Origin of the sequence: Sciscionella sediminilitoris (genome assembly GCF_000737195.2) — a bacterium.
In the GTDB taxonomy this organism is placed as follows: Bacteria; Actinomycetota; Actinomycetes; order Mycobacteriales; family Pseudonocardiaceae; genus Sciscionella; species Sciscionella sediminilitoris.
In genome coordinates this window covers 60,337-81,692 of record NZ_JALM01000076.1, presented here as the reverse complement: position 1 = coordinate 81,692, position 21,356 = coordinate 60,337, and the positions used below count along the sequence as shown (strand labels likewise).

At 69.6% G+C, this 21,356-nt stretch carries 21 protein-coding genes; 10 read left to right on the top strand and 11 right to left on the bottom strand.

Annotated elements, in window-relative coordinates:
• Window positions 1-101: 101 nt before the first annotated feature.
• Complete coding sequence (locus tag AD72_RS26580; protein WP_031469333.1) at window positions 102-398, bottom strand: ArsR/SmtB family transcription factor; 297 nt, start codon at window positions 396-398, stop codon at window positions 102-104.
• Between the two features lie 66 nt (window positions 399-464).
• On the opposite strand from AD72_RS26580, the gene AD72_RS26575 reads away from it, so the two are divergent.
• The 4 genes from AD72_RS26575 to AD72_RS26560 all read left to right on the top strand — a co-directional run bounded on the left by AD72_RS26575 (window position 465) and on the right by AD72_RS26560 (window position 3,439).
• A complete protein-coding gene (locus AD72_RS26575; RefSeq protein WP_031469332.1) occupies window positions 465-851 on the top strand; it encodes a nuclear transport factor 2 family protein in 387 nt (128 codons plus the stop codon).
• A 107-nt stretch (window positions 852-958) separates the two neighbouring features.
• Window positions 959-1,789 carry a nitrilase-related carbon-nitrogen hydrolase gene (locus tag AD72_RS26570; RefSeq protein WP_031469331.1) on the top strand — a complete coding sequence of 277 codons (831 nt, stop codon included), beginning with the start codon at window positions 959-961 and terminating at the stop codon, window positions 1,787-1,789.
• On the top strand, window positions 1,789-2,595 hold the full coding sequence (locus AD72_RS26565; protein WP_031469330.1) for a DUF6282 family protein: 807 nt from the start codon (window positions 1,789-1,791) through the stop codon (window positions 2,593-2,595). Before AD72_RS26570 ends, AD72_RS26565 begins: the two co-directional genes overlap by 1 nt.
• Window positions 2,596-2,641: 46 nt before the next feature.
• A complete protein-coding gene (locus AD72_RS26560) occupies window positions 2,642-3,439 on the top strand; it encodes an IclR family transcriptional regulator (protein ID WP_031469329.1) in 798 nt (265 codons plus the stop codon).
• A 139-nt stretch (window positions 3,440-3,578) separates the two neighbouring features.
• Here AD72_RS26560 and AD72_RS26555 read toward each other — a convergent pair whose 3' ends face one another.
• Window positions 3,579-4,076 carry a hypothetical protein gene (locus AD72_RS26555; RefSeq protein ID WP_037347402.1) on the bottom strand — a complete coding sequence of 166 codons (498 nt, stop codon included), beginning with the start codon at window positions 4,074-4,076 and terminating at the stop codon, window positions 3,579-3,581.
• Between the two features lie 80 nt (window positions 4,077-4,156).
• Between AD72_RS26555 and AD72_RS26550 the strand changes: the two genes are divergently transcribed.
• The 3 genes from AD72_RS26550 to AD72_RS26540 are packed head-to-tail and all read left to right on the top strand — an operon-like array spanning window position 4,157 to window position 6,609.
• Window positions 4,157-4,840, top strand: coding sequence for a response regulator transcription factor (locus tag AD72_RS26550; RefSeq protein WP_031469327.1), 684 nt, complete (start codon window positions 4,157-4,159; stop codon window positions 4,838-4,840).
• A gap of 7 nt (window positions 4,841-4,847) precedes the next feature.
• Complete coding sequence (locus AD72_RS26545) at window positions 4,848-6,131, top strand: sensor histidine kinase (protein ID WP_031469326.1); 1,284 nt, start codon at window positions 4,848-4,850, stop codon at window positions 6,129-6,131.
• Window positions 6,132-6,183: 52 nt separating this feature from the next.
• On the top strand, window positions 6,184-6,609 hold the full coding sequence (locus AD72_RS26540; protein WP_156365381.1) for a PepSY domain-containing protein: 426 nt from the start codon (window positions 6,184-6,186) through the stop codon (window positions 6,607-6,609).
• A gap of 25 nt (window positions 6,610-6,634) precedes the next feature.
• Here the strand turns inward: AD72_RS26540 and AD72_RS26535 are convergent, their stop codons facing one another.
• Together AD72_RS26535 and AD72_RS26530 are read right to left on the bottom strand one after the other, a co-directional pair.
• The gene (locus AD72_RS26535; protein WP_031469324.1) at window positions 6,635-7,903 is read right to left on the bottom strand and encodes an NAD(P)/FAD-dependent oxidoreductase; all 1,269 of its coding nucleotides are present in this window, start codon (window positions 7,901-7,903) and stop codon (window positions 6,635-6,637) included.
• Between the two features lie 12 nt (window positions 7,904-7,915).
• Window positions 7,916-9,268, bottom strand: a complete 1,353-nt coding sequence (locus AD72_RS26530) for an MFS transporter (protein WP_051899044.1) — start codon at window positions 9,266-9,268, stop codon at window positions 7,916-7,918.
• 107 nt (window positions 9,269-9,375) lie between these two features.
• On the opposite strand from AD72_RS26530, the gene AD72_RS26525 reads away from it, so the two are divergent.
• A complete protein-coding gene (locus tag AD72_RS26525) occupies window positions 9,376-10,548 on the top strand; it encodes a CdaR family transcriptional regulator (RefSeq protein WP_051899043.1) in 1,173 nt (390 codons plus the stop codon).
• Window positions 10,549-10,551: 3 nt separating this feature from the next.
• Here AD72_RS26525 and AD72_RS26520 read toward each other — a convergent pair whose 3' ends face one another.
• Both AD72_RS26520 and AD72_RS26515 read right to left on the bottom strand, forming a co-directional pair.
• Window positions 10,552-12,924, bottom strand: coding sequence for an HAD-IC family P-type ATPase (locus AD72_RS26520; RefSeq protein WP_031469321.1), 2,373 nt, complete (start codon window positions 12,922-12,924; stop codon window positions 10,552-10,554).
• A 179-nt stretch (window positions 12,925-13,103) separates the two neighbouring features.
• Window positions 13,104-13,550: a hypothetical protein gene (locus AD72_RS26515; RefSeq protein WP_031469320.1), complete on the bottom strand. Its 447-nt coding sequence runs from the start codon at window positions 13,548-13,550 to the stop codon at window positions 13,104-13,106.
• A gap of 82 nt (window positions 13,551-13,632) precedes the next feature.
• Between AD72_RS26515 and AD72_RS26510 the strand changes: the two genes are divergently transcribed.
• Window positions 13,633-14,211: a winged helix-turn-helix transcriptional regulator gene (locus AD72_RS26510; protein ID WP_231644969.1), complete on the top strand. Its 579-nt coding sequence runs from the start codon at window positions 13,633-13,635 to the stop codon at window positions 14,209-14,211.
• Window positions 14,212-14,229: 18 nt separating this feature from the next.
• Entirely contained in the window at window positions 14,230-14,910 is a 681-nt protein-coding gene (locus tag AD72_RS26505) for a YoaK family protein (protein WP_031469318.1), read from the top strand.
• Here the strand turns inward: AD72_RS26505 and AD72_RS26500 are convergent.
• From AD72_RS26500 to AD72_RS26480, 5 genes are all read right to left on the bottom strand, one after another.
• Entirely contained in the window at window positions 14,886-16,133 is a 1,248-nt protein-coding gene (locus AD72_RS26500; RefSeq protein WP_082469180.1) for an HNH endonuclease signature motif containing protein, read from the bottom strand. The two genes, AD72_RS26505 and AD72_RS26500, sit on opposite strands and share 25 nt — an antisense overlap.
• A 99-nt stretch (window positions 16,134-16,232) precedes the next feature.
• Complete coding sequence (locus tag AD72_RS26495; protein ID WP_031469316.1) at window positions 16,233-17,819, bottom strand: amidohydrolase; 1,587 nt, start codon at window positions 17,817-17,819, stop codon at window positions 16,233-16,235.
• On the bottom strand, window positions 17,816-18,844 hold the full coding sequence (locus AD72_RS26490; RefSeq protein ID WP_031469315.1) for an agmatine deiminase family protein: 1,029 nt from the start codon (window positions 18,842-18,844) through the stop codon (window positions 17,816-17,818). The genes AD72_RS26495 and AD72_RS26490 overlap by 4 nt, the downstream gene beginning before the upstream one ends.
• Window positions 18,841-19,806: a nitrilase-related carbon-nitrogen hydrolase gene (locus tag AD72_RS26485; protein WP_031469314.1), complete on the bottom strand. Its 966-nt coding sequence runs from the start codon at window positions 19,804-19,806 to the stop codon at window positions 18,841-18,843. The genes AD72_RS26490 and AD72_RS26485 overlap by 4 nt, the downstream gene beginning before the upstream one ends.
• Window positions 19,803-21,272 carry a purine-cytosine permease family protein gene (locus tag AD72_RS26480; protein WP_231644968.1) on the bottom strand — a complete coding sequence of 490 codons (1,470 nt, stop codon included), beginning with the start codon at window positions 21,270-21,272 and terminating at the stop codon, window positions 19,803-19,805. The genes AD72_RS26485 and AD72_RS26480 overlap by 4 nt, the downstream gene beginning before the upstream one ends.
• Window positions 21,273-21,356 lie beyond the last annotated feature (84 nt).

The following is a 21,356-nucleotide window of genomic DNA, read 5'->3' as shown; positions in this document are numbered from 1 at the left end:
TCGGTGTCCTCCGACGCTAGGTGGGCGTTGTTAACCAGTGCTACCGCGATGTTTCGGCCAGTTGAGATCGTGCCGGAATCCACACGCGGGCCCGGTGAGATTCAGCCGTCGATCACCGCGTCCAGCACTCCGGGGAAGCGAGCGTCCAGGTCGGCGCGGCGCAGCCGCATGTACAGGTTCCGGCCCTGTCTGCGCTGTTCGACGATCCCGTTCTCGCGCAACACCCGCCAGTGGTGACTGGCGCTGCTCTTGGTCATCTCCGGCAGGATCTGCCTGCAGGTCAGTTCCTCCCCATCGGCGAGGGTGCGCACCACGCGCAGCCGCACCGGGTGATCGAGCGCGGCGAGTACCGCCTCGATGCGCAGCCCCGCGCGATCGGGGTGTTCGAGTTCCTCCACACATCCGATTGTACGACTCGACTCGAACGGATACGGTTCGAATCGAATCGAACTATAGGAGGAGCTGTGACCCAGCAGGAACTCGCCGAGACCTTCCACAAGGCACTGACCAGTAAGGACTGGGCCCTGATGCGCACGCTCATGCGCGCGGATGTGAGCTGGACCCTTCCCGGAGACAACCGGATCTCGGGTACCGCGCACGGGGTGGACGAGGTGCTCGCCCGTGCCGGACTGATCGCGAGCTATGGGCTGAACTTCGCGCTCGAACACGTGCTGCTCAGCAGGGACAATATGGCGCTCGCGCTGCACAACACGGCGCGCAGGGGAGAGCTCGTGCTCGACGAACACCTGGCCACGGTGTGCCGGATCGAGGACGGACTGATCGCCTCGATCGAGACCTATCTTTCGGATCTGGACGGGATGAACGCCTTCTTCGCCGAGCCGCCGGAATAAGCGGTTGCCGCCACGGCAACCGCCCTTGTCAGCCCGCCTCCGGCTGTCTACAACGCACTGGTCGTCCGCGAACGGCGCGGGTGCGGCTTCGGCGAGAGGTGAATCGGATGCGGGTGGGAATTGCTCAGGTGGACTGCCACCTCGGTGATGTGGCCGCGAACCTGGATACGGCCGAGCGCGTCGTGCGCCGGGCCGCCGAACAGGGCGCGGATGTGGTGGTGTTCCCCGAACTGAGCCTGCACGGCTACTCGCTCGGGGCACTGGATCGGGAGATGTCGGTGCCGGTGACCGATCCGCGGCTGGCGAAGCTGTCCACGCACGGCCCGGATGTGCTGCTCGGCCTGCACGAGGACGGACGGCTGCGGCTGTACAACGCGGCGAGCTACTTCAGCGGCGGCGAGTTGCTGCACACCCACCGCAAGCTGTACCTGCCCAACTACCGGGACTGGGAGGAGCGCAAACACTTCAGCCCCGGGCAGACGCTGCGGGCCTTCGACACCGCGCATGCCAGGGCCGCCACGCTGATCTGCAACGACGCCTGGCAGTCGGTGCTGCCCTGGCTCGCCGCCCAGGACGGGGCGGAGGTGCTGTTCGTACCCACCAACAGCGCCTCCGGCCTCGCCCCCGGCGCGATCGACACCACCGTGTACTGGCGGGATCTGCTGCTGGCGATCGCGCGGCTGCAGCAGTGCTGGGTGGTGTTCGTGAACCGGGTCGGTGTGGAGGGCAACGCGCGGTTCTGGGGCGGTTCGCGGGTGCTCGATCCCTGGGGCGATGTGCACGCCGAGATACCCGGCGATACGGAGGAACTGCTCGTGGCGGAACTGGATGTGTCCGCGGTGCGCCGGCGGCGCAGGGAGATGCCGCTGGTGCAGGAATCGCGGTTCGGCCTGGTCTCCCGCGAAGTGAACCGGCTGCTCGCGGAGGGGCACGACTGATGTTCGACGTGCACGTACACGCCGCCCCGGACATCACGCCCCGGCTGGCCGGGGACCGGGAGGTCGTCGAGGCCTATGCGGCCGCCGGGTTCACCGGTTGTGTCCTCAAAGGACACTACGAGTCCACGGTCGGCAGGGCCGCCGCGGTGACCGGGGCGCTCCCGGTCTACGGCGGCATCGCGCTCAACCAGCACGCAGGCGGGATCAACCCGGCCGCGGTGCGTGCCTGTCTCGCCGCGGGCGGGCGGGTGGTGTGGATGCCGACCCAGGACGCGCGGTTGCAGCGCACGGCCGGGCTGCCGAGCCTGCACGGTGGCCCGACCTACGCGCTGCCGCCGGTGGATCCGGATACGGGCGAACCCGCGCGCCGGATCTGCGCACTGATCGCCGAGGCCGATGCGGTACTGGCCACCGGGCACCTCGGGGCCGAAGAGGTCGCCTGGCTGGTGCGCACCGCGCGCGCCGAAGGGGTGCGCCGGATCCTGTTGACCCACCCCGGTTACACGGTCCCCGCGATGAGCGCCGAACGGACGCGGGAACTCGCCGAACTGGGCGCGTGCGCCGAGATCACCGCGTTCCAGCTGCTGCACCAGCCGGAGATGACCGCGGCCCGGCTCGCGGATTTCGCCGCGCGGGTGGGCCTCGAGCACATCGTGCTGTCCTCGGACGCGGGCCAGCCGGACTCCCCGCCGCCACCGCAGGCGCTGGAACTGCTCGTGGACACGCTCGCCGGGGAAGGGCTCGACCGGGGTGCGCTGCTCGCCTGCGCGGGGGAACGGGCGGAACGGCTCGTGGTTGCTCGCTGAGCAACCGGGGTTGCCCGCTGGTGCCGCGGTCGCCAAGCTTGCCCGCATGGCGACCGAGCCGACGAACAGCGTGCACCGGGCAGCGGCGATTCTGCTGGCCCTCGGATCCGAGCGGAACGCGGTCCGCGAAGGACTCGGGGTCACCGAGATCGCCCGGACCGTCGGGAAGGAGAAAACCCAGATCTCCCGCGCGCTGCGGGTGCTCGAGGAGACCGGGCTGGTCGAACGGGACCGGGACACCCTCGGCTACCGGCTCGGACCACGGCTGTTCACCATGGCGGCCACCGTCTCCCGGCAGCGGCTGCTCGTCGAAGCGCCCACGGTGCTGCGCAAACTGGTCAGCGCGACGAAGGAGGGCGCGCACCTGAGCGTGCTGGACGGCGCCGGCGCGCTGACCGTGCTCTCCGAGAGCCCGGCCCGCGCGCTGCAGGCGGTGAGCTGGGTCGGGCACATCACCCCCTTGCACAACACCTCGAGCGGGCGGGCGCTGTTGTTCGACACGGCCGAGGAAGAGGTGCGGGAACTGCTCGCGGAAGCCGCGTTTCCCGGCAGCGGACCGAAATCGGCACCCGATGCGGACACCGTGCTCGCCCGGCTGGCCAAGGCGCGCGACCGCGGTTACGCGCTCGTGGACGAGGAGTTCGAGGAGGGACTGGTCGCGACCGCGGCCCCGGTCCGGGATTTCCGCGGCCGGATCGTGGCGGCACTGAACGTCTCCGCGCCCAAGTTCCGGATCGGCCGCGAACTGGACACGATCGGGCGCATGGTGCGCGCGGCCGCCGAACAGCTGTCCGTGAGCCTCGCGGGCGGGCAGCCCCGGGCACCCCGGACGCACCGGAGCTGAGGCGGGCTCACCGGATGGCGCCGAGTTCGCCGGTCAGCCTAGCCTTGGCCGCACCGTCCAGCCAGCTGGCCTCGATTCCGTTGCGGCACAGCGGTTCGTCCGCGATTCCACGGCGTCCGCGCACCGCCGACGCGCCAGCTCAGTCGCCGTCCCCGTCGTTGTCGCCGTCGGTGTCCAGGGTGGTGTGCGCGGTCGGTACGCCGTTCGCGCAGTCGATCCGCACGGTGATCTCGGTGTCCGCGGATTCGAACTCGATCTTCGCGGTGCGGTCCGGGCCGCGGTCGATGTCGTCGGTGCGGTACCCCTGGCGCGGGGTCCAGGAGAGCAACTGGGCCTTGCCCGCCGAGCAGGCGGCGACCACGCTGCCGCCCGCGGAAGCGAGCACCTTGTTCGCCGGGCCCGGGGTGGCCCCCGGGGCACTAGTCGAACCCGGCGTGCTCGATTGCGCGGGCGGCGTCGGGGGAACCGGCCTGGCCAGCGCGGCCGCGACCTGCTGGCCGTTGAACGGGCGCTGGGTGCTGTCGGCGATCCCGCTGCCGATCGCGGTGACCGAGGCGATGCCGACCGCCGTCGCCGCGGCCGCCGCGCACACCCAGCCGGCGACGGCCAGGACGGTCCGGGTGCCGTTGCTTGCCATGCCCCGACTATCCCAGGCCGAAGGCTAAGCGCGCACTAAGGACCCCGACGCGAAGACGATCACTGGGCTACCGTGTCCGGATGGCGAACGTGTTGCTCATCGAGGACGAGGTGTCCATCCGGGCCGCGCTGCACCGGGCCCTCGATGAACGCGGACACGCGGTGGCCTCGGTGCGTGCGGCGATGGAGGGGCTGGCCCGGGCCACCAAGGACCGCCCCGATCTGGTCGTGCTCGATCTGGGGCTGCCGGACATGGACGGGGTGGAGATGCTGCGCATGCTGCGTGCGGTGTCCTCGGTGCCGGTGATCGTGGCCACGGCGCGCGAGCAGGAGAGCGAGATCGTGCGGGTGCTGGACGCGGGAGCGGACGATTACCTGGTCAAGCCGTTCTCCGGGGCCCAGCTGGACGCGCGCATTCGCGCGGTGCTGCGCAGGGGCGGCCGGGAGGACGAGGAGAGCGCCTGCGTGGTCGGCGGGCTGCGGGTGGATCCGCGTTCCCGCGAGGTGGAACTCGACGGGGAACGCCTCGACCTGGCCCCGCGCGAATTCGAGCTGCTGCACTATCTGGCGGTGCGCGCGGGAACCGTGGTGAGCAAACGGGAACTGCTCACCGAGGTCTGGCAGATTCCCTACGGCGGCGCGGACAAGACCGTGGACGTGCACCTGGCCTGGCTGCGCCGCAAGCTGAACGAGACTGCGGCGAACCCGCGCTATCTGCACGTGGTGCGCGGGGTCGGGGTCAAGGTCACGGCGCCGGAGTCGTGAGGCGGACATGAGGAGGAGGCTCGCGCTGCTGGTCGCCGCCACGACCTCGCTGGTGCTTGTGGCCTTCGTGATCCCGCTGGCGATGCTGGTGCACACGGTCGCCGAGGACCGGGCGGTGAACGCGGCGACGCACACCGTGGATTCGCTCGCCCCGGTGGTCGCCGCCGCCGACCGGCGCACGCTCGCGCTGTCCGTGGCCCAGGCGAACGCGACCGGGGAACAGCCGGTCACGCTGTTCCTGCCGGAGGGGACGGTGCTCGGTGAACCGGCGCCGCGTTCGGCCGCGGTGCGCCTTGCCGGGCGTGGGAGCGGGAACAGTCTGTCCGCCAAGGCGCCCGGTGGGCGGGAGATCCTGGTCGCGGTAGGCACCGGCGGCGGCACCGCGGTGATCCGGACCTTCGTCACCGATGCCGCGATGCAGCGCGGGGTGCAGCGGGCCTGGCTGATCCTGGCCGGGCTCGGTGTGGTGCTCGTGCTGGTCGGGGTGCTCGTCGCGGACCGGCTCGCCAGGACCCTGGTGCGCCCGATGGGGGAGCTCTCCGCGGTCTCGCACCGGCTCGCCCGCGGTGAACTGGACGCGCGCGCGGTCGCCGAGGGACCGGCCGAGGTGCGTTCCGTGGCCACCGCGCTCAACCACCTTGCCGGGCGGATCCGGGATCTGCTCACCGCGGAACGCGAGGCGGTGGCCGATATCTCGCACCGGCTGCGCACTCCGCTGACCGCGCTTCGCCTGGAGGCCGAGGCACTGCGTGATCCGGCCGAGGCGGAGCGGATCAACGCGGGCGTCGACGCGCTGGAGCGGTCCATCACCGCGGTCATCACCCAGGCGCGCGGACAGCAGGGCGAGCCGGGGTGCGCGGACGCGGCCGCCGTGGTCGCCGAACGGGTGCGGTTCTGGTCGGCGCTGGCCGAGGACACCGAGCGGGAGGTGCGCGCCGAACTCGCGCCGGGCCCGATTCCGGTGCGGTTGACCCAGGAAACGCTCGCCGCCTGCGTGGATGCCTTGCTCGGCAACGTGTTCGCACACACCCCGGACGGCACCGGGTTCACCGTGCTGCTCACCGCGCGCCCGGAGGGCGGGGCCCGGCTCGTGGTGCGCGATCGGGGCCCCGGATTCCCCGATGCGGCCGCGTCGCGGCGCGGGGTGAGCGGGGCCGGTTCCACCGGGCTCGGCCTGGACATCGCCCGGCGTGCCGCGCGCGAGGCGGACGGCGAACTGGTACTCGGCACCGCACCCGGTGGCGGTGCCGAGGTGCGCGTGGAGCTCGGCGCGCCCTTAGGGAACGCTTAACCCTCGCGCAGCGCGGTCCTAGCGCCCGCCGCGACATGGTGGACCGGTCAGCTTGGACGAGACCGATGGAGGAAAGACCATGATGCGCAAGACCGTGATCACCGTGGCGGCAGTCGGGGCGTTCGCGCTCGCCGGGACCGGAGCGGCGCTGGCGAGCACCGCGGGCGGTGTCGCTCCGGCCGCGGACCGGACCATCAGCCAGGACCAGGGCACCAGCCAGGATCAGGGCACCGGCCGGGCGCAGGCGGCGGGCACCATCAGCAAGGACCAGGCGGTGCGCACCGCCCAGGCCAAGGTGCCCCAGGCGCGGGTCACCGAGGCGGAGCTCGACCACGAGAACGGCGTGCTCATCTGGGAGATCGATCTGGAGAACCCGAGCACCGAGTACGAGGTGGATGTGGACGCGCACACCGGCGCGGTGCTCAAGGTGGACCAGGACGACAACGACGGCCGGGACGGCGTCTGCGACGACGACTGAGCCCGCGGATCGAGCCGGATCGGTGCTACCGCGCCGATCCGGCACGGACCTTCCTGGCGAACCGTTCGGGGCGGAACTCCGGCGGCTGTTCGCGCTGCCCGGTGACCAGCCCGGCGATCAGGGCACCGGTCGAGGGGCCGAGCGCGAGGCCGAGCATGTTGTGCCCGGTGGCCAGATACGTGTTGCGGTGCCCGGGAAGGCGGCCGATCAACGGCAGGCCGTCCGGTGTCATGGGCCGGGATCCGACCCACTCCGAGTGAATGCGCGACCAGTCGACGCCGCGCAGATACGGGTGCGCCGCCTTGCCGATGGCCGCGATCCTGGCGCGGTTGAGCCGATCGTGATCGCGATCGAACTCCATGGTCCCGGCGATCCGGACATGCCCGTCCATCGGGGTGACCGCCACCCGGGCGTCCTCGAGTTTGACCAACCTGCTCGGTGGTTCGCTGAACTCCGCGGAGAAGCTGTATCCCTTGCCGGGGAACATGTTCAGCGCGACACCCGCGTTCGCGCTCAGCTCCGGGCTCCGGGCCCCGGCCGCGAGCACCGCGGCGCCGGCCCGGGTCTCGCCGAGGCTGGTGTGGATCACCGTCTCCCCGGCGACTTCCCGGATGTCGTTGACCCGGGCGCCCTCGATGAACCGGACCCCGGATTTCTCCAGCACCGTGACCAGAGCGGACACGAACCGGGACGGATCGAGCGTCCACTCCTCGGCGATCTCGAATCCGGCGCGGGCCCCTTCGGCCAGGCAGGGTTCCCGTTCGGCGAGCGCACCGCCGGTGAGCAGCGGACCGGCCGCGGCGGAACCGTTGGCACGGACCAGTTCGTGTACGCGGGCCGCGGAACTCTCGGAGCCGAAGACGTAGAGATAACCCTTCTTGTTGATCTCGACATCCACCCCCTCGGCGCGCAGCTCGTCGAACCGCCGCCGGGCATCGGCGCCGAGCATGGCCAGCGCGGCGACCCCGGACCGATAACGGCGCGCGGTGGCGTTGACCAGGAACTGGGACAGGAAGCGGATCAGCGCGGCGTCCGGGCTCGGATGGATGTGCAGTGCCGAATCCGGCCGGTACATTCCGGCGATCGCGGAGGAGACCATGCCCGGAGCGGCCAGCGGCTGGGCCACACCGGGGCAGATCTCGCCCGCGTTCCCGCGCGCGGCCCCGCTGCCGAGCCGGTCGCGCTCGATGACGGTGACCTCGAAACCCTGCTGGCGCAGATAATGGGCGCAGCACAGGCCGATGAGGCCCGCACCGACGACGACGATCGATTCCGGGAGTGGCTCCCCGTGCATGCGGTTTCCTTCCTAACTCTTCGTTGACCGCTGTACCGGCTGGTTTTCCGCGGCGGGTGCCTCGCCGCTGGCTTCCTCGAGGCTGAGCCCGCGGGTTTCCGGGGCGAGGAAATAGGAACTGATCAGGCCCAGCAGGCAGATTCCGGCGCCGACGGCCATCGCGAGCTGGAGGTTCGCGCTCAGCAGGAGTGGGGCACCGAAGGTGCCGATGGCCGCGCCGATCCGGCTGACCCCGGTGGTGAACCCGCGGGCGGTCGCCCGCACCCGGGTGGGGAAAAGTTCCGACGGATAAAGGGATTCCAGGCACTGCGCGGAGTACATGCCGAGGCCGAACAACACGAAAAGGGCGATCACCAGCGCCGTCGGTGGCTGCGCGAGGATCGTGAGCCCGCCGAGCGAGACCGCGGAGAGGGCGAAGCTGGCCAGCAGTAGTTTGCGACGGCCCCGGTTGACGAACAACACCCCGGAAAGGGAACCGAAGACGAAGAAGACCTGGAGCACGGCCGCGCCGAGATAACTTCCCTCGCTGAGCCCGAACGAGGCCAGGATCGTGGGTTCGTAGGTGCTGATCGCGTAGATGGGCAGCAGCTGGCACGCCCAGAACAGGCACACGAAACCGGTCCGGCGGCGGTACGGCGGCCGGAAGATCGTGCTGTACCGGGTCGGGGTGTTCTCCGGGACGGCGAGGTCCTCGATCCGGGCGTCCGGGCCGAGCATCTTGCGCAGCGCCGCTCTCGCCTCGTCACGGCGCCCCTTGCTCAGCAGCCAGCGCGGGGATTCCGGGGTCCCCATCCGGAGAAAGAGGATGAGCAGCGAGGGGACCACGCTCGAGCCGAGCACCCAGCGCCAGGTTCCGGGGTCATCGCTGTTCGACACGATCAGCCAGCCGACGATGTAGGCGACCGCGGCACCGACCGACCACATCGTGGCGAGCATGACCAGAAGCGGGCCCCGGGAGCGTTTCGGGGCGAACTCGGAGACCAGGGTGCTGGCGATCGCGAAGTCCGCGCCGATCGCCACTCCCATCAGTAACCGCAGCACGATCAGCTGCCAGGGTGCGGTCGCGAAGAACTGCAAGGCGGACAACACGATGAACGCCGCGATGTCGAACAGGTAGATCTTCTGTCTGCCGACCCGGTCGGTGACATAGCCGAAGACCAGCCCGCCGAGGAACATCCCGACCAGTGCCGCGGAACCGATCAGCCCGGACTGGGTGCTCGTCAGGCTGAACTGTTCACCGAGCATGGGCAGGGACACCCCGATGACGCTGAGGATGTAGCCGTCGCAGAATTCGCCGCCGCCCGCGTAGAGCGTGATCAGCACCGGTGTGCGGGATCGAGCCGGCCGCGTTGCCTTTGTCCGCATACCCGGTGACGTTAGCCAGGGCAGTGGCTGGCGTCACTGTACGATACGGCCAAGTTCGGCCGGTGAATCCCGGAGTGGATTGTTCGAATCATCCAGGAGGTGCGGTGATGGATCCGTCGATGCTGACCACCGAACTCGCCACCGAGATCGCGAAGGAGACCAGCGAGATCCTCGGCTACCGGGTACTGATCACCGACAACCGCGGGCTGGTGATCGGCAGCGGGGAACCGGACCGGATCGGCACCATGCACTCGCCCTCGGTCCAGGTCGCCGCCACCCAGCTGGCCAGCAGCAAGACCCGCGCGGAACTCCCCGATGCGGGGGTGCGGCCCGGGATCACCATGCCGATCATCATCGAGGGGACCACGATCGGCACGGTCGGGATCGCCGGGCCGGTGCGGACGGTGCGCAAACTCGGCCGCCTCGTGCAGCGCCAGACCGAGATCCTGCTGCGCGAATCCTTCTCCCAGCGCACCAGGGTGCTCCGGGAGAACGCGGCCACCCAGCTGGTCCGGGACATCGTCATGTACGACGAGCGGGTGCTCGAGGAAGGGGTACTGCGCACGCGTGCGAGCGAGCTCGGCTACGACCTGTCCGGGGACCGGGTGGCGATCGCGATCGAATCCCGGGACGGCACGGGAACGCGGGCCCCGCGCGCCCAGCTGGTGCGGGACGCGTTCGCGAACCGGCAGGACATCGTCGCGGAACTGCCGCAGGGCCGATGCGTGGTACTGCATCGCCTCTCCCGGAGCGCCGATCCCGCCCGTGCCCCGCGGCAGCGGCTGCTCGAGCGTTGCCGTGCGGCGGCGAACACGCTCGGCGGGCGCGGCACGGTGGTACGCATCGGCATCGGCGGCATCGGCCGTGGCGTCGCCGCGCTCGCCGGATCCTGTGCGGACGCCGATTCCGCGCTGCGCATCGGGCGGAAATGCTTCCCGGCGCACGAGGTTCTCGACATCGAAACCGTGCGGATGCACCAGGTGCTCGAATCGGTCCCGGTTCCCGCGCGGGAACGCTATGTCGGCAGCCAGCTCAGCGCGCTGCGCCGGTGCGGGGACGCCGGGCAGCTGCGCTCGACCGTCATCGCCTGGTGCACGAGCGGGTTCAATCTGGTGCGCACCGCGGCATTGCTCGGGGTGCACCGGAACACGGTGGTGTACCGGCTCGACAAGATCAGCGGGGAAACCGGTGCGGACATCCGGGATCCGCGGTCGGCGCTGCCGATGTATCTCGCCTGTCTCGCCGAGGAACTGAGCGGGCCGGATCCGGATGGCGGGTGATCCTCAGCGTTTCCCGGCGATCCGGCTCGAGATCTGCCAGGCCAGTTCGACGAGCACGATCCCGGCCGCGGCGCAGATCAGCGCGGTCCAGGTGAACGCGAGATTGCTCGGGTCCAATTGGAACAGTTGCTTGGCCAGCGGGATCACGAACATCAGTGCCGAGAGCACCGCCATCACGACCAGCAGCAGTACTCGCCACCAGGTGTAGGGCCGGGCCACGATCGCCAGCACCCACAGGGCGATGGTGATCACGGTGATCAGCGCGGTGGTGCTCACCTGCACCTGATCGGCCTGTCCACCGTGGACGAGCAGATAGGAGACGAAGCTCGCTGCGGCGATGATGATCCCGGAGGGAATGGCCATGCGCAGCACCCGGGGCACGAATCCGGGCCGCGCGCGCTCGTTGTTCGGGGCCAGCGAGAGCACGAAGGCGGGCAGCCCGATGGTGAACCAGCCGACGATGGTCACATGCCTCGGCAGGAAGGGATAGGGCAGCGCGTCGAAGCCGATCAGCCCGGGGATGCCGACCATGACCGCGAGCAGTACCGAGTAGACGGTCTTGGTCAGGAACAGGTTGGCGACCCGTTCGATGTTCCCGATCACCCGCCTGCCCTCGGCGACCACGTGGGGCAGCGTGGCGAACTTGTTGTCCAGCAACACGATCTGTGCCACCGAGCGGGTCGCCGGGCTGCCCGCGCCCATGGCCACGCCGATGCTGGCGTCCTTGAGCGCGAGTACGTCGTTCACCCCGTCGCCGGTCATCGCCACGGTGTGTCCCTTGGCCTGCAGCGCGCCCACCATGGACCGCTTCTGCGCGGGGGTGACCCGGCCGAACACCGAGGACTCCTGCATGACCCCGGCGAGCCGTTCGGGGTCCTCGGGCAGGGTGAACGCATCGACCGGGTGCTCGGCGTCCGGCAGTTCCAGCGAGGCGGCGACCGCGCCGACCGACTGCGCGTTGTCCCCGGAGATCACCTTGACCGTGACATCCTGGGAGGCGAAGTATTCGAGGGTGTCCTTGGCGTCCGGGCGGATGCGCTGTTCGAGCACCACCAGTGCCGCCGGAGTGATCTCGCCGGGCGCTTCCGGGGCGTCCACCGCCTGCGCGGCGCGGCCCAGCAGCAGCACCCGGAGCCCGCGCGATCCGATCCGCTCCGCTTCCGCGCGTTCCGCGCTGTCCGCGGCGAGCAGCACGTCCGGTGCGCCGAGCACCCAGTTCCCGTGCTCGGCGAAGCTCGCCCCGCTCCATTTGCGCGCCGAGGAGAACGGTGCGATCCCGGTGCTGTGCCAGCCGGGATCCTCGGTGTATGCCTCGGCGATCGCGAGCAGGCTCGCGTTCGGGCGCGGATCGGCGGCGGCGAGCGCCGCCAGTGCCTTCCCGGCGAGCTCGTGTCCGTCCGCGGTGAAGGGGCGCACCTCGGAAAGCCGCATGGCGTTCTCGGTGAGGGTTCCCGTCTTGTCCGCGCAGACCACGTTCACCCTGGCCAGGCCCTCGATCGCGGGCAGCTCGTTGACCAGGCACTTGCGCTGGCCGAGCCGGATCACCCCGACCGCGAAGGCGATCGAGGTGATCAGCACGAGTCCCTCGGGCACCATCGGCACGAGCGCGGCGACCATTCCGCGCAGCGCCTCGGGCAGCGCCTGGTTCCCGGAGAGCTGGTTGTAGATGGACAGTGCACCGGCCGGGATCAGCAGATAGGTGATCAGCTTCAGGATCCGGTTGATGCCGTTGCGCAGTTCGGAGTCCACCAGGGTGAACTTGCTGGCCTCCTCGGCGAGCTTCGCCGCATAGGCCTCGTGACCGACCTTGGTCGCGAGGTAGAGCCCGGTCCCCGCGACCACGAAGCTGCCGGAGAGCACCTGATCGCCGGGCTGTTTGAGCACCGGGTCGGATTCCCCGGTCAGCAGCGATTCGTCCACCTCGAGTGCCTCGGCGGTCAGCACCTGGCCGTCCACCACGATCTGGTCGCCTGCGCCCATCTCGATGATGTCCTCGGCGACGATCTCGTTCGGGGCCAGCTCCTGGCTCTGCCCGTCCCTGCGTACTCGTGGTTTCGCCTGGCCGATGATGGAGAGCTGGTCGAGGGTGCGTTTCGCGCGCAGCTCCTGGATCATCCCGGTGAGGCTGTTCACCACGATCAGCACCCCGAACAGCCCGTCGAGCAGGTATCCGGTGGTCAGGATGATGACGAACAGGATGCCGAGCAACGCGTTGATCCGGGTGAACACGTTGCCCCGGACGATGTCCCACGTGCTACGGCTCGCCCTGGTCGGCACATCGTTGCCGCGGCCCTCGGCACGGCGGGCGGCGACCTGTTCGCTGCTCAGGCCGTGCTCGAGGTCGATGTCCACGACGGTTTCCCGGCTGTTGTCCATGAACCGACCCGCACCCCACCTCTGTCCCGTTCGGACGCTGCCCATCCGAACGCTGCTCATCCGAACGCTCCGCGCCGTGTTCGTCGCGGTGTGCTGTGTGATCTCACAGTACCAAGACGCACCACTCGAAGGTGGATGAAACGGACTTATACGACATGTCGGGTGTGGTGCGGGTGAGCTCAGGCCGCCGCGCCGGTGGTCACGTATTCGAGGATGTCCCCGATTCGCACCACGCGGCCGAACGCGCCCCAGTTGCCCTCGGGGATCTCGTAGATGTGCACCCACGCCCCGGAATCGCGTTCGTAGAACCGGCGTGGATCCGGATCCGAGTCCGCGAGGACCTTGGTGACCCGCTCCACGATGTCGGTGCGCTTGGCCTCGTTCATCGAGCCCGCCGGGACGCTCACCTTGACCACGAAGCGGGGCGGTTCCCCGGGGGCGGTCCGGGTTCCGCCGACGAACCAGTCGTCGATCTCGGTGATCGTCAGCCAGGAGATGGACCGAGCGGCCTCGGTGTCCGGTGCGCCCTCGGCGCGCATCACCTCCGCGACGAGGTCTTCGCCGATCCGTGTGCGGCGGTCTTCGTCGAGGCTTCCCTTCGGGGCGAACAGTTCCACGAATGGCATGAGTAAGTCCTTCCATTGAACTTGCTTACCATGATGACGGTAGCGAAGTGCATTCAATGAGGCAACTGACTAGGCTCGGGGCGTGCGAAGGACAAGTTTCACGCAGATGCACTGCTCGATAGCCCAGGCGCTCGAGCTCGTCGGGGACTGGTGGACCCCGCTGATCCTGCGCGATCTGCTGCTCGGGCTGCACCGGTTCGAGGATCTGACCGAGAACCTCGGAATTTCCAGGAACCTGCTCACCGGGCGGTTGGCCCAGCTGGTGGAGTCGGACATCGTGGAACGCAGGCTCTATCAGGATCGACCACCGCGCAGCGAATATCACCTCACCGAGGCGGGGCGGGAGCTCGCCCCGGTGCTGATGGCGCTGATGGCCTGGGGCGACAAATGGGCCACGCCTCCCGGGGGTCCACCGGTCCGGCTGCGCCATGACAGCTGCGGGGCGCTGTTCACTCCGCGGGTGTGCTGCTCGGACTGCGGCGAGCCGGTGACCGCGGCGACCGTCACCGAGCTGCCCGGGCCGGGTGCGGCGGCGGGCCCCGGAACCGCACTGCTGCACCGGCGCGCCACAGCGGGCAGCGCGGACGGCATGGACAGTGCGAACGGTGTGGGCAGTGCTGACAGTGCGGACGGCGTGGGCAGTGCTGACAGTGCGGACTGAACGCTAGGCTGCGCAGACGTGCCGGAGACCGAGAACGCCCGCCTGACCGCGCCCTCGCTGCCACTGGGTGTGCTGCTGTCCGCGGGCGGCGGCTTCCTCGATGCTTTCACCTATGTGGGCCACCATGGGGTGTTCGCCAACGCGCAGACCGGAAACGTGGTGCTGCTCGGGATCTCCGCGGCGACCGGGCACTGGGCGGACGCGGTGCGCCATGTGCCGCCGTTGCTCGCCTTCGTGCTCGGTGTGCTCACCGCGGAGGCGCTGGTGCTGCCGCGGGTCGCCCGGTTCGTGCGGCGGCCGATGCGGCTCGCGCTCGTGCTGGAGATCCTGGTGCTCGCGGTCCTCGCCGTGGTGCCCGGTGGACTGGGGGACACCGCGGTCGTGGTGCTGGTGGCCTATGTGGCCGCGGTGCAGGCCACCTCCTTTCGTACGCTGCGCCGCTGGTCCTACAACAGCGTGATGACCACCGGGAATCTGCGCACCGCGACCTCGGCCGCGTTCCGCGCGGTGGCCAGGCGGGATCGGGAGGCCGCCGAACAGGCCGGTGCGTTCGGCGTGATCTGTCTCGGTTTCCTGGCTGGTGCCGCTGCCGGTGCCCCGCTGACCCTGCTGCTCGGGGACGCGGCGACCTGGCCGGTGGCCGCACTGCTCGCCATCGGTCTCGCGCTGTTCCTCTACGACGAACGCAGGAGCCGCTGAGGTTCGGCGTTCGCGAACCTGATACCTCGCCGGTATTCGGGTGGGGTGAATTCGGGCTTTCCGTTGTGGATGCGGACTTGCCATTCGGTGTGGTGGATCATGCGGTGGTGGTGGGCGCAGAGCAGGACCATGTTTTCTTCGGTAGTGGGTCCGCCGTTGGCGTGGTGGTGGATGTGGTGGGCCTGGGTGAGGGCTGGCTGGTGATCGTAGTCAGGGTGGGCGCAGCCGTGGTCTCTGGCGATGAGGCGTCGGCGGAGTTTGGGTGGTGCGGTGCGGTCGCGGCAGCCCATGTCGAGCACTTCGCCCGCTGAGCCAAGAACCGTGGGGACGATTCCCGCATCGCAGGCGATGCGGCGTAGTTGGGTGGCGGGGATGGTGGTGCCGTCCATGGTGGTGGCGTGGCCGATGCCTTCGCGGAGGGATGCTTCGGTCATCGTCACCATGATCGTGAACGGCTCGCCCCCGTTTTCGGGAAGATTCTCCGGGTTCGCCGCCAACTGAACGATCTCGGCGAAGGCGTCGGCGTCGCGTTCTGTTGGGGTGCGGGTGTCGGGTGTTCCGCCGTTAGCCTCACTGCTGCGGGGTTTCCCGAGCGCATCGAGAACACTGCGGAGCTTTAGCCCGGTTTCATAGTCCAGGCGTCCCCGGATTTCCCACTGGTTTGCGTGTTGCCGGAACCAGATCTCCCGATCCGGGCGCACAGGTTCATGGTCATTCGGTGGGTGCCCGTCTGGATCGAGGCGTGCCCGCAGTTCCCGGATCGGCCGGACGAGCCCATGCGGGCCCACTTCACCGGCGATCTCGGCGAGGGCTTTTTCCGCGATCGGCCACGCATCCCCGATCAACACCTCAGCCGGAAGCTCGGCGGCAAATGTGCGGATCCGATCCACATGCTCGACACCGACCTCGCCACGCGAATACGCCTCCGCGGTATTCGGCAGATCCGGGGACAGTGGTTCCCCGCTGATCCCGAGCGCACCAAACAACACTCGTGCTCGTTCGGCCATTCTGCGGGCTTCGGCGCGACTGATCCGCAACACGTCCTGCGCCAAAGTCGCCGCCGAACCGCAATACCCGAACTCGACCGGAGCACCATCTTTGTCCAATTCGGCAAGCTGATGCAACAACTCCGCCTCGGCACGCCGCACCACGGCGGCCTGCTCGATGAACCGATCCAACCGTTCCCGACTCGACAGTATTGTGCCTATTTCCCCAGTGCTCATGCCATCAATGATACCGAAACAACGGGGGTGTGGTCAGGGAATAGTCAAATAATCGCCTGAACGGGGCAACCATAAAACCGTATGAACATTTCCGGTCATTCAGTCAGAAAATACCGTCTTCCCGCCGAGCACGGTGCGCACGCAGTCCGCCCGCAGCAGTTCCTCCGGACCGGCGAACGGATCCCGGTCGAGCACCACGAAATCGGCGAACAATCCGGCGCGCAGACTGCCCTGGTCGTGTTCGGCCCCGCAGGCCCACGCGGAGTCGGCGCTGGCGTGGGTGATCGCCTCGCCGAGTTCGAGCGCGAATTCCGGTTGCAGCGCGGGAAGTTCGGGGGACAAGGCGGAACGCCGGGTGTTCGCGATGAACATATTGGGCAGCGGTGGATGCGGGGCGGTGGGCGCGTCGGTACCGAACACCAGCCGGGCACCGGCCGCGGTGAACTCGGGCCAGGCGAATCCGCGTTCGGCGCGCCCGGGTCCGAGCATGGCGGCCCAGTTGGGGCGGATGGCGGGATCGGCGTGCACTGGTTGCATGGAGGCGGTGACGCCGAGCTCGGCGAGCCGGGGAACATCGGCGGGATCCACGTACTCGAGGTGTTCGATGCGATGCCGCCGCGTTCGCGGGCCGTTCACCCGGGCGGCGTGTTCCAGTGCGTCGAGCGCGATCCGCACGCTGCGGTCCCCGATGGCGTGCAGCGCGATCTGCAGCCCCGCCGCATCGGCCGCGGCCACCGCGGGCGCGAGCGCCTCGGGTTCCCAGATGGCCTCGGCGTTGGATCCGTCCACGTAGGGGGTGTTCATGCTCGCTGTGCAGCCGTCGATCACCCCGTCCACGATGAACTTCACCCCGACGACACGCAGCCGCCCGGTGTGGTGCCGCTCCGCGAGTTCGGCTGCGCGGCGCACCTGTTCGAGCGGATCCCGGTTGCGGCTGATCAGCCAGTGTGCCGCGATACGCATCCCGGGTTCCCCGGCACGTTCCAGGGCGGCGAGCCCGTGCTCGTCCAGGGCCATGTCCACCACGCCGGTCACCCCGCTTTCCTGATACGCGCGGGTCGCGGCGGCCAGTGCGCGGTCCCGTTCGGCGTCGGTGGACACGTCCTCGAGGAAGGGCCACACCAGATCCTGGGCCGCGGTCTCCACCAGGTGCCCACTCGGTTCCCCGGTCACCGGATCGCGGTCCACCCGGCCGCCGACCGGATCCGGGGTGTTCGCGTCGATGCCCAGTTCGGCAAGCGCCGCGCTGTTCACCCAGACCGAGTGGTAGTCGTTCGCGTCCAGGTACACCGGCCGATCGGGCACCACGGTGTCGAGCATGTCCCGGGTCGGGCGACCCTCGGGGACCGCGTCGAACAGCCAGCCCCGGCCGAGCACCCGCGGCGCGTCCGGGTTGTCCCGCGCCCAGTCGCGCACTCGGCGCTGGATCTCCGCGAGGTCCCCGGCATCGGTGAGATGTGCCTGCAGCTGCGCGGCACCGGCCATGAGCAGGTGCACGTGCCCGTCCACGAAACCGGGGAGCACGGTCCGCCCCTCCAGGTCGACCTCGGTGGCCTCCGGGGCGTGGTGGCGGGCACCCTGCTCGTCGCCGACATAACCGAGGCGGTCCCCGGTGACCACGAGCGCGCTTGCCCACGGCTGCCCGGGATCGGCGGTGAACAGTTTCCCGTTGACATAACGAATCACGGTGCGGCCCTTCGCGGCTGTTGCTGGGTGATGCAGTGGATTCCGCCACCACGGGCGAAGATGGCCCGCGCGTCGATGCCGACCACCTGGCGGCCGGGATAGGCCTCGGCGAGGATCGCGGCCGCCTCGGCGTCCACCGGATCCGCGAAGGAACAGGCGATCACCGCGCCGTTGACCACGAGGTGGTTGACGTAGCTGTAGTCCACCCAGCCCTCGGCATCGCGCAGCACCTCGGGGGCGGGAAGGTCCACGATGCGCCACGGATCCCCGTCCGGGGTGCGCGCGGCTTCGAGCCGTTCCCGGATGTCGTGGCTGATCCGGTGATCCGGATGCCCGGGATCGCGCTGGGCGTGCACGAGCAGGGTTCCCGGTTCCGGGATGGTGGCGAGGATGTCCACGTGGCCGCGGGTGCCGAACCGCTGAGCGTCCCTGGTCAGCCCGCGCGGCAGCCAGATCGGGTTGCTCGCCCCGATGGTCCGCGCCAGCTCGGCCTCCACGGATTCCTTGGTGTGCCCGGGATTGCGGTACGGGTCCAGTTGCACGGTCTCGGTGAGCAGCACCGTACCGAGCCCGTCCACGTGGATCCCGCCACCCTCGTTCACCAAGGGGGAGTCCACAAGGGACACCCCGGCTAGCCGGGCGACCTCGGCGCCCACGTGCTGGTCCCTGCCCCAGCGCGCCCACTCCTGCTGGCCCCAGCCGTTGAACACCCAGTCCACCGCGGCCGGTGCGCCGTGCTCGTCGAACACGAAAGTCGGGCCGATATCGCGCATCCAGGCATCATCGAGCGGGTACTCCACCAGCTCCACGGCCTCGCCGAGCCGGTCGCGGGCCTCGGTGCGCGCGCTCGGGTCCACGAGCACGGTCACCGGTTCGAACTCCGCGACCGCGAGCGCCACCGCGCTCCACGCCGCGAAGGCCTCCTCGGCCTCCGCATCGGTTTCCCCGAGCATGTACCCGGCGGTGGGAAAGGCCATCCAGACCCGTTCCTGCGGATCGGTTTCCGCGGGCATCCGGAAGGTCATGCCTTGCCTCCGTAGGGCGCGCCAGGGACCACCGGTTCGGTGAGCGCGGCGTAGGTGTCCGGGCGGCGCGTGGTCAGGAAGGGGAACAGGTCCAGCCAGTCCTTGCGGGCATCCAGGTCCAGATCGGCCACGAGTACCGCCTCCTGTTCGCGCGGGGCCTCCACGAGCACCCTGCCATACGGGTCGGAGATGAACGAGGAACCGTAGAAGCGCAGTCCGCCCTCGTCCCCGGTCCGGTTCGGCACCACCATGAAGGTGCCCGCGGTGATCCCGTTCGCCACGATGACCTTGCGCCACAAGGGTTGCGTGTCGAATCCGGGGAAGGTGGGCTCGGAGCCGATCGCGGTGGGGTAGACGAGCAGTTCGGCACCGGCGAGCGAATAGCAGCGGGACACCTCGGGGAACCACTCGTCCCAGCAGGTCGGCAGTCCGAGTGCGGCGCCGTCGAGTGCGCCGGGCCGGTACACCGGATACGCGTCCTCGGCCGGTCCGGCGCGGAAGTAGGTGTCCTCGTAGTAGCCGGGGCTGACCGGGATGTGGAGTTTCCTGGTGCGCCCGAGCAACTCGCCGTCCGGGCCGACCAGGATCGCGGTGTTGAACCCGAGGCCGTCCGCGGCATCCGCCCGCTCATACAGCGAGGCGTGCACCAGCACACCGTGTTCCTTGGCCGCGCGGCAGGCGAAGGCGTAAGTGGGCCCGTCGGTGAGTTCCTCGGCGGCGCGTCCGGGTTCGGTGCCCGCACGCTCGAAGGCTGGGTAGCGGGACAGCGTCAGCTCGGGCAGGAACACCGCGCGGGCGCCCTGTTCGGCGGCCGCGCCGATCCCCTCGGAGAGCCGCTGCTCCAAGGCCGCGGGGTCGGGATCCCAAGCGTGCTGCACGAGCCCGATGCGCAGCGGTGGACGGGCTTCCCGGTCCGCGCGGGCGAGCGAGGCGGGCGGGGCCGTGCTGGTGATGACTCTCATCCTTCTCCTTGACTCGTGATCCGGGCACGGGTGGCCGGGGCGGCTGCCGCGATCGGGTCAGCCGGCTCCGGCCAGCAACGCAGCGCGATCAGGTAACCGATCCCGGTGATCGCCATCGAGCCGAGCACCGAGAGGTCGATGCCACCGGCCAGCGCGGCCAGCGGTCCGTGGTAGAGCTCGGTGTCCACGGCGAGCAGGCCGAACACCGAGCCGAGCGCGAAGGGGATCACCGCGCGCAGATTCCAGCCCCCGGTGAACCAGTAGCGGCCACCCCTGCGGCGCTCGTTGAACACCTGCAGATCGGCCGGGTCGTAGCCGCGGCCGCGGGTGCGCAGGAACCCGATCAGCGTGATGATCACCCAGGGCCCGGCGAACCCGTTGAGCACGACGGTCATCGCGGTGATCGAGTCCACCGCGTCGGTGGCCACCGCGCCGAGATAGACCAGGGCCACCGAGGCGATCGAGGTGATCAGCGTGGTGTGCACCCTGCGCAGCCTCGGCAGCAGCGCGACGAGGTCCAGGCCGCTGGAGTACACCGTCATCACGCCCTGGCCGAGCCCGCCGACCAGGGCGATGAGCAGCACCGGGAGCACGTACCAGGCAGGCGCGATGGCGACCAGGTTCTGCACATAGGACCCGGTCAGCCCGCCGAACGCGGTCGCGGTGAACGAGCCGAACACCGAGGTGATCCCCAGACCGAGGAACAGCCCGCCGCCGCAGGCGAGCAGCACCCTGCGGTCACCGTGGCGCCGCGCGACCCGCCTGGTGTAGTCGCCCATCCCGGTGGCATAGGACAACGGCCCGCCGATCGCGATCACCACCGCGAACACCCAGGTCTGCCAATGCCCGCCGAGCAGATAGTGCCCGGTTCCCGCGGGCGCCGCCCGGAAACCGAAGGCGAACGCGGGCAGGCCGAGCAGCAGCAGTGCCGCGACCACCGGGAGCACGAAGCGCTGCATCGCGACCACCGTGCCGTGCCCGAACAGGGCGACGACGACCACCTCGATCGCGATGAGGCCATAGCCGATCGCCCGGGTGCCATCCGATGCGGAGAGCCCGAAAACCCGGTGTGCCACGGCGATCAGCGCGTCCCCTGAGGTCCAGACCGCGATGGCGGCGTAGGCGAGCGCGAACAGCAGCGTGATCCCGGAACCGACGAGCCGCCCGGTCACCCCGAAGTGCGCGCCGCTGGAGACCGGGGTGCTCGTTCCGGTACGCGGCCCGAGCAGGCCGAGCGGGGCCACGAGCAGGGTGCCGAGCGCGATCCCGGCGAGGCTGGAGGTGACCGCGTCGAAGAAGTCCAGCCCGTAGGTCACCGGGAGCCAGCCGAACACGATCACCCCGAAGGAGAGGTTCCCGCTGAAGAACACCGTGAACAGGTTGGCAGGGCGGGAGGTCCGCTCGTGTTCGGACAGGTACTCGATTCCCGCCTGCTCCACCTTGCCGAACCGGTCGTGTCCGGACACGGGCACCTCCCTGCACTGGGCTCTCAGACGCGCGCCTGATGGATCGCAGCATGGCATTGACTGAAAATTCAGTCAATGCCGAAG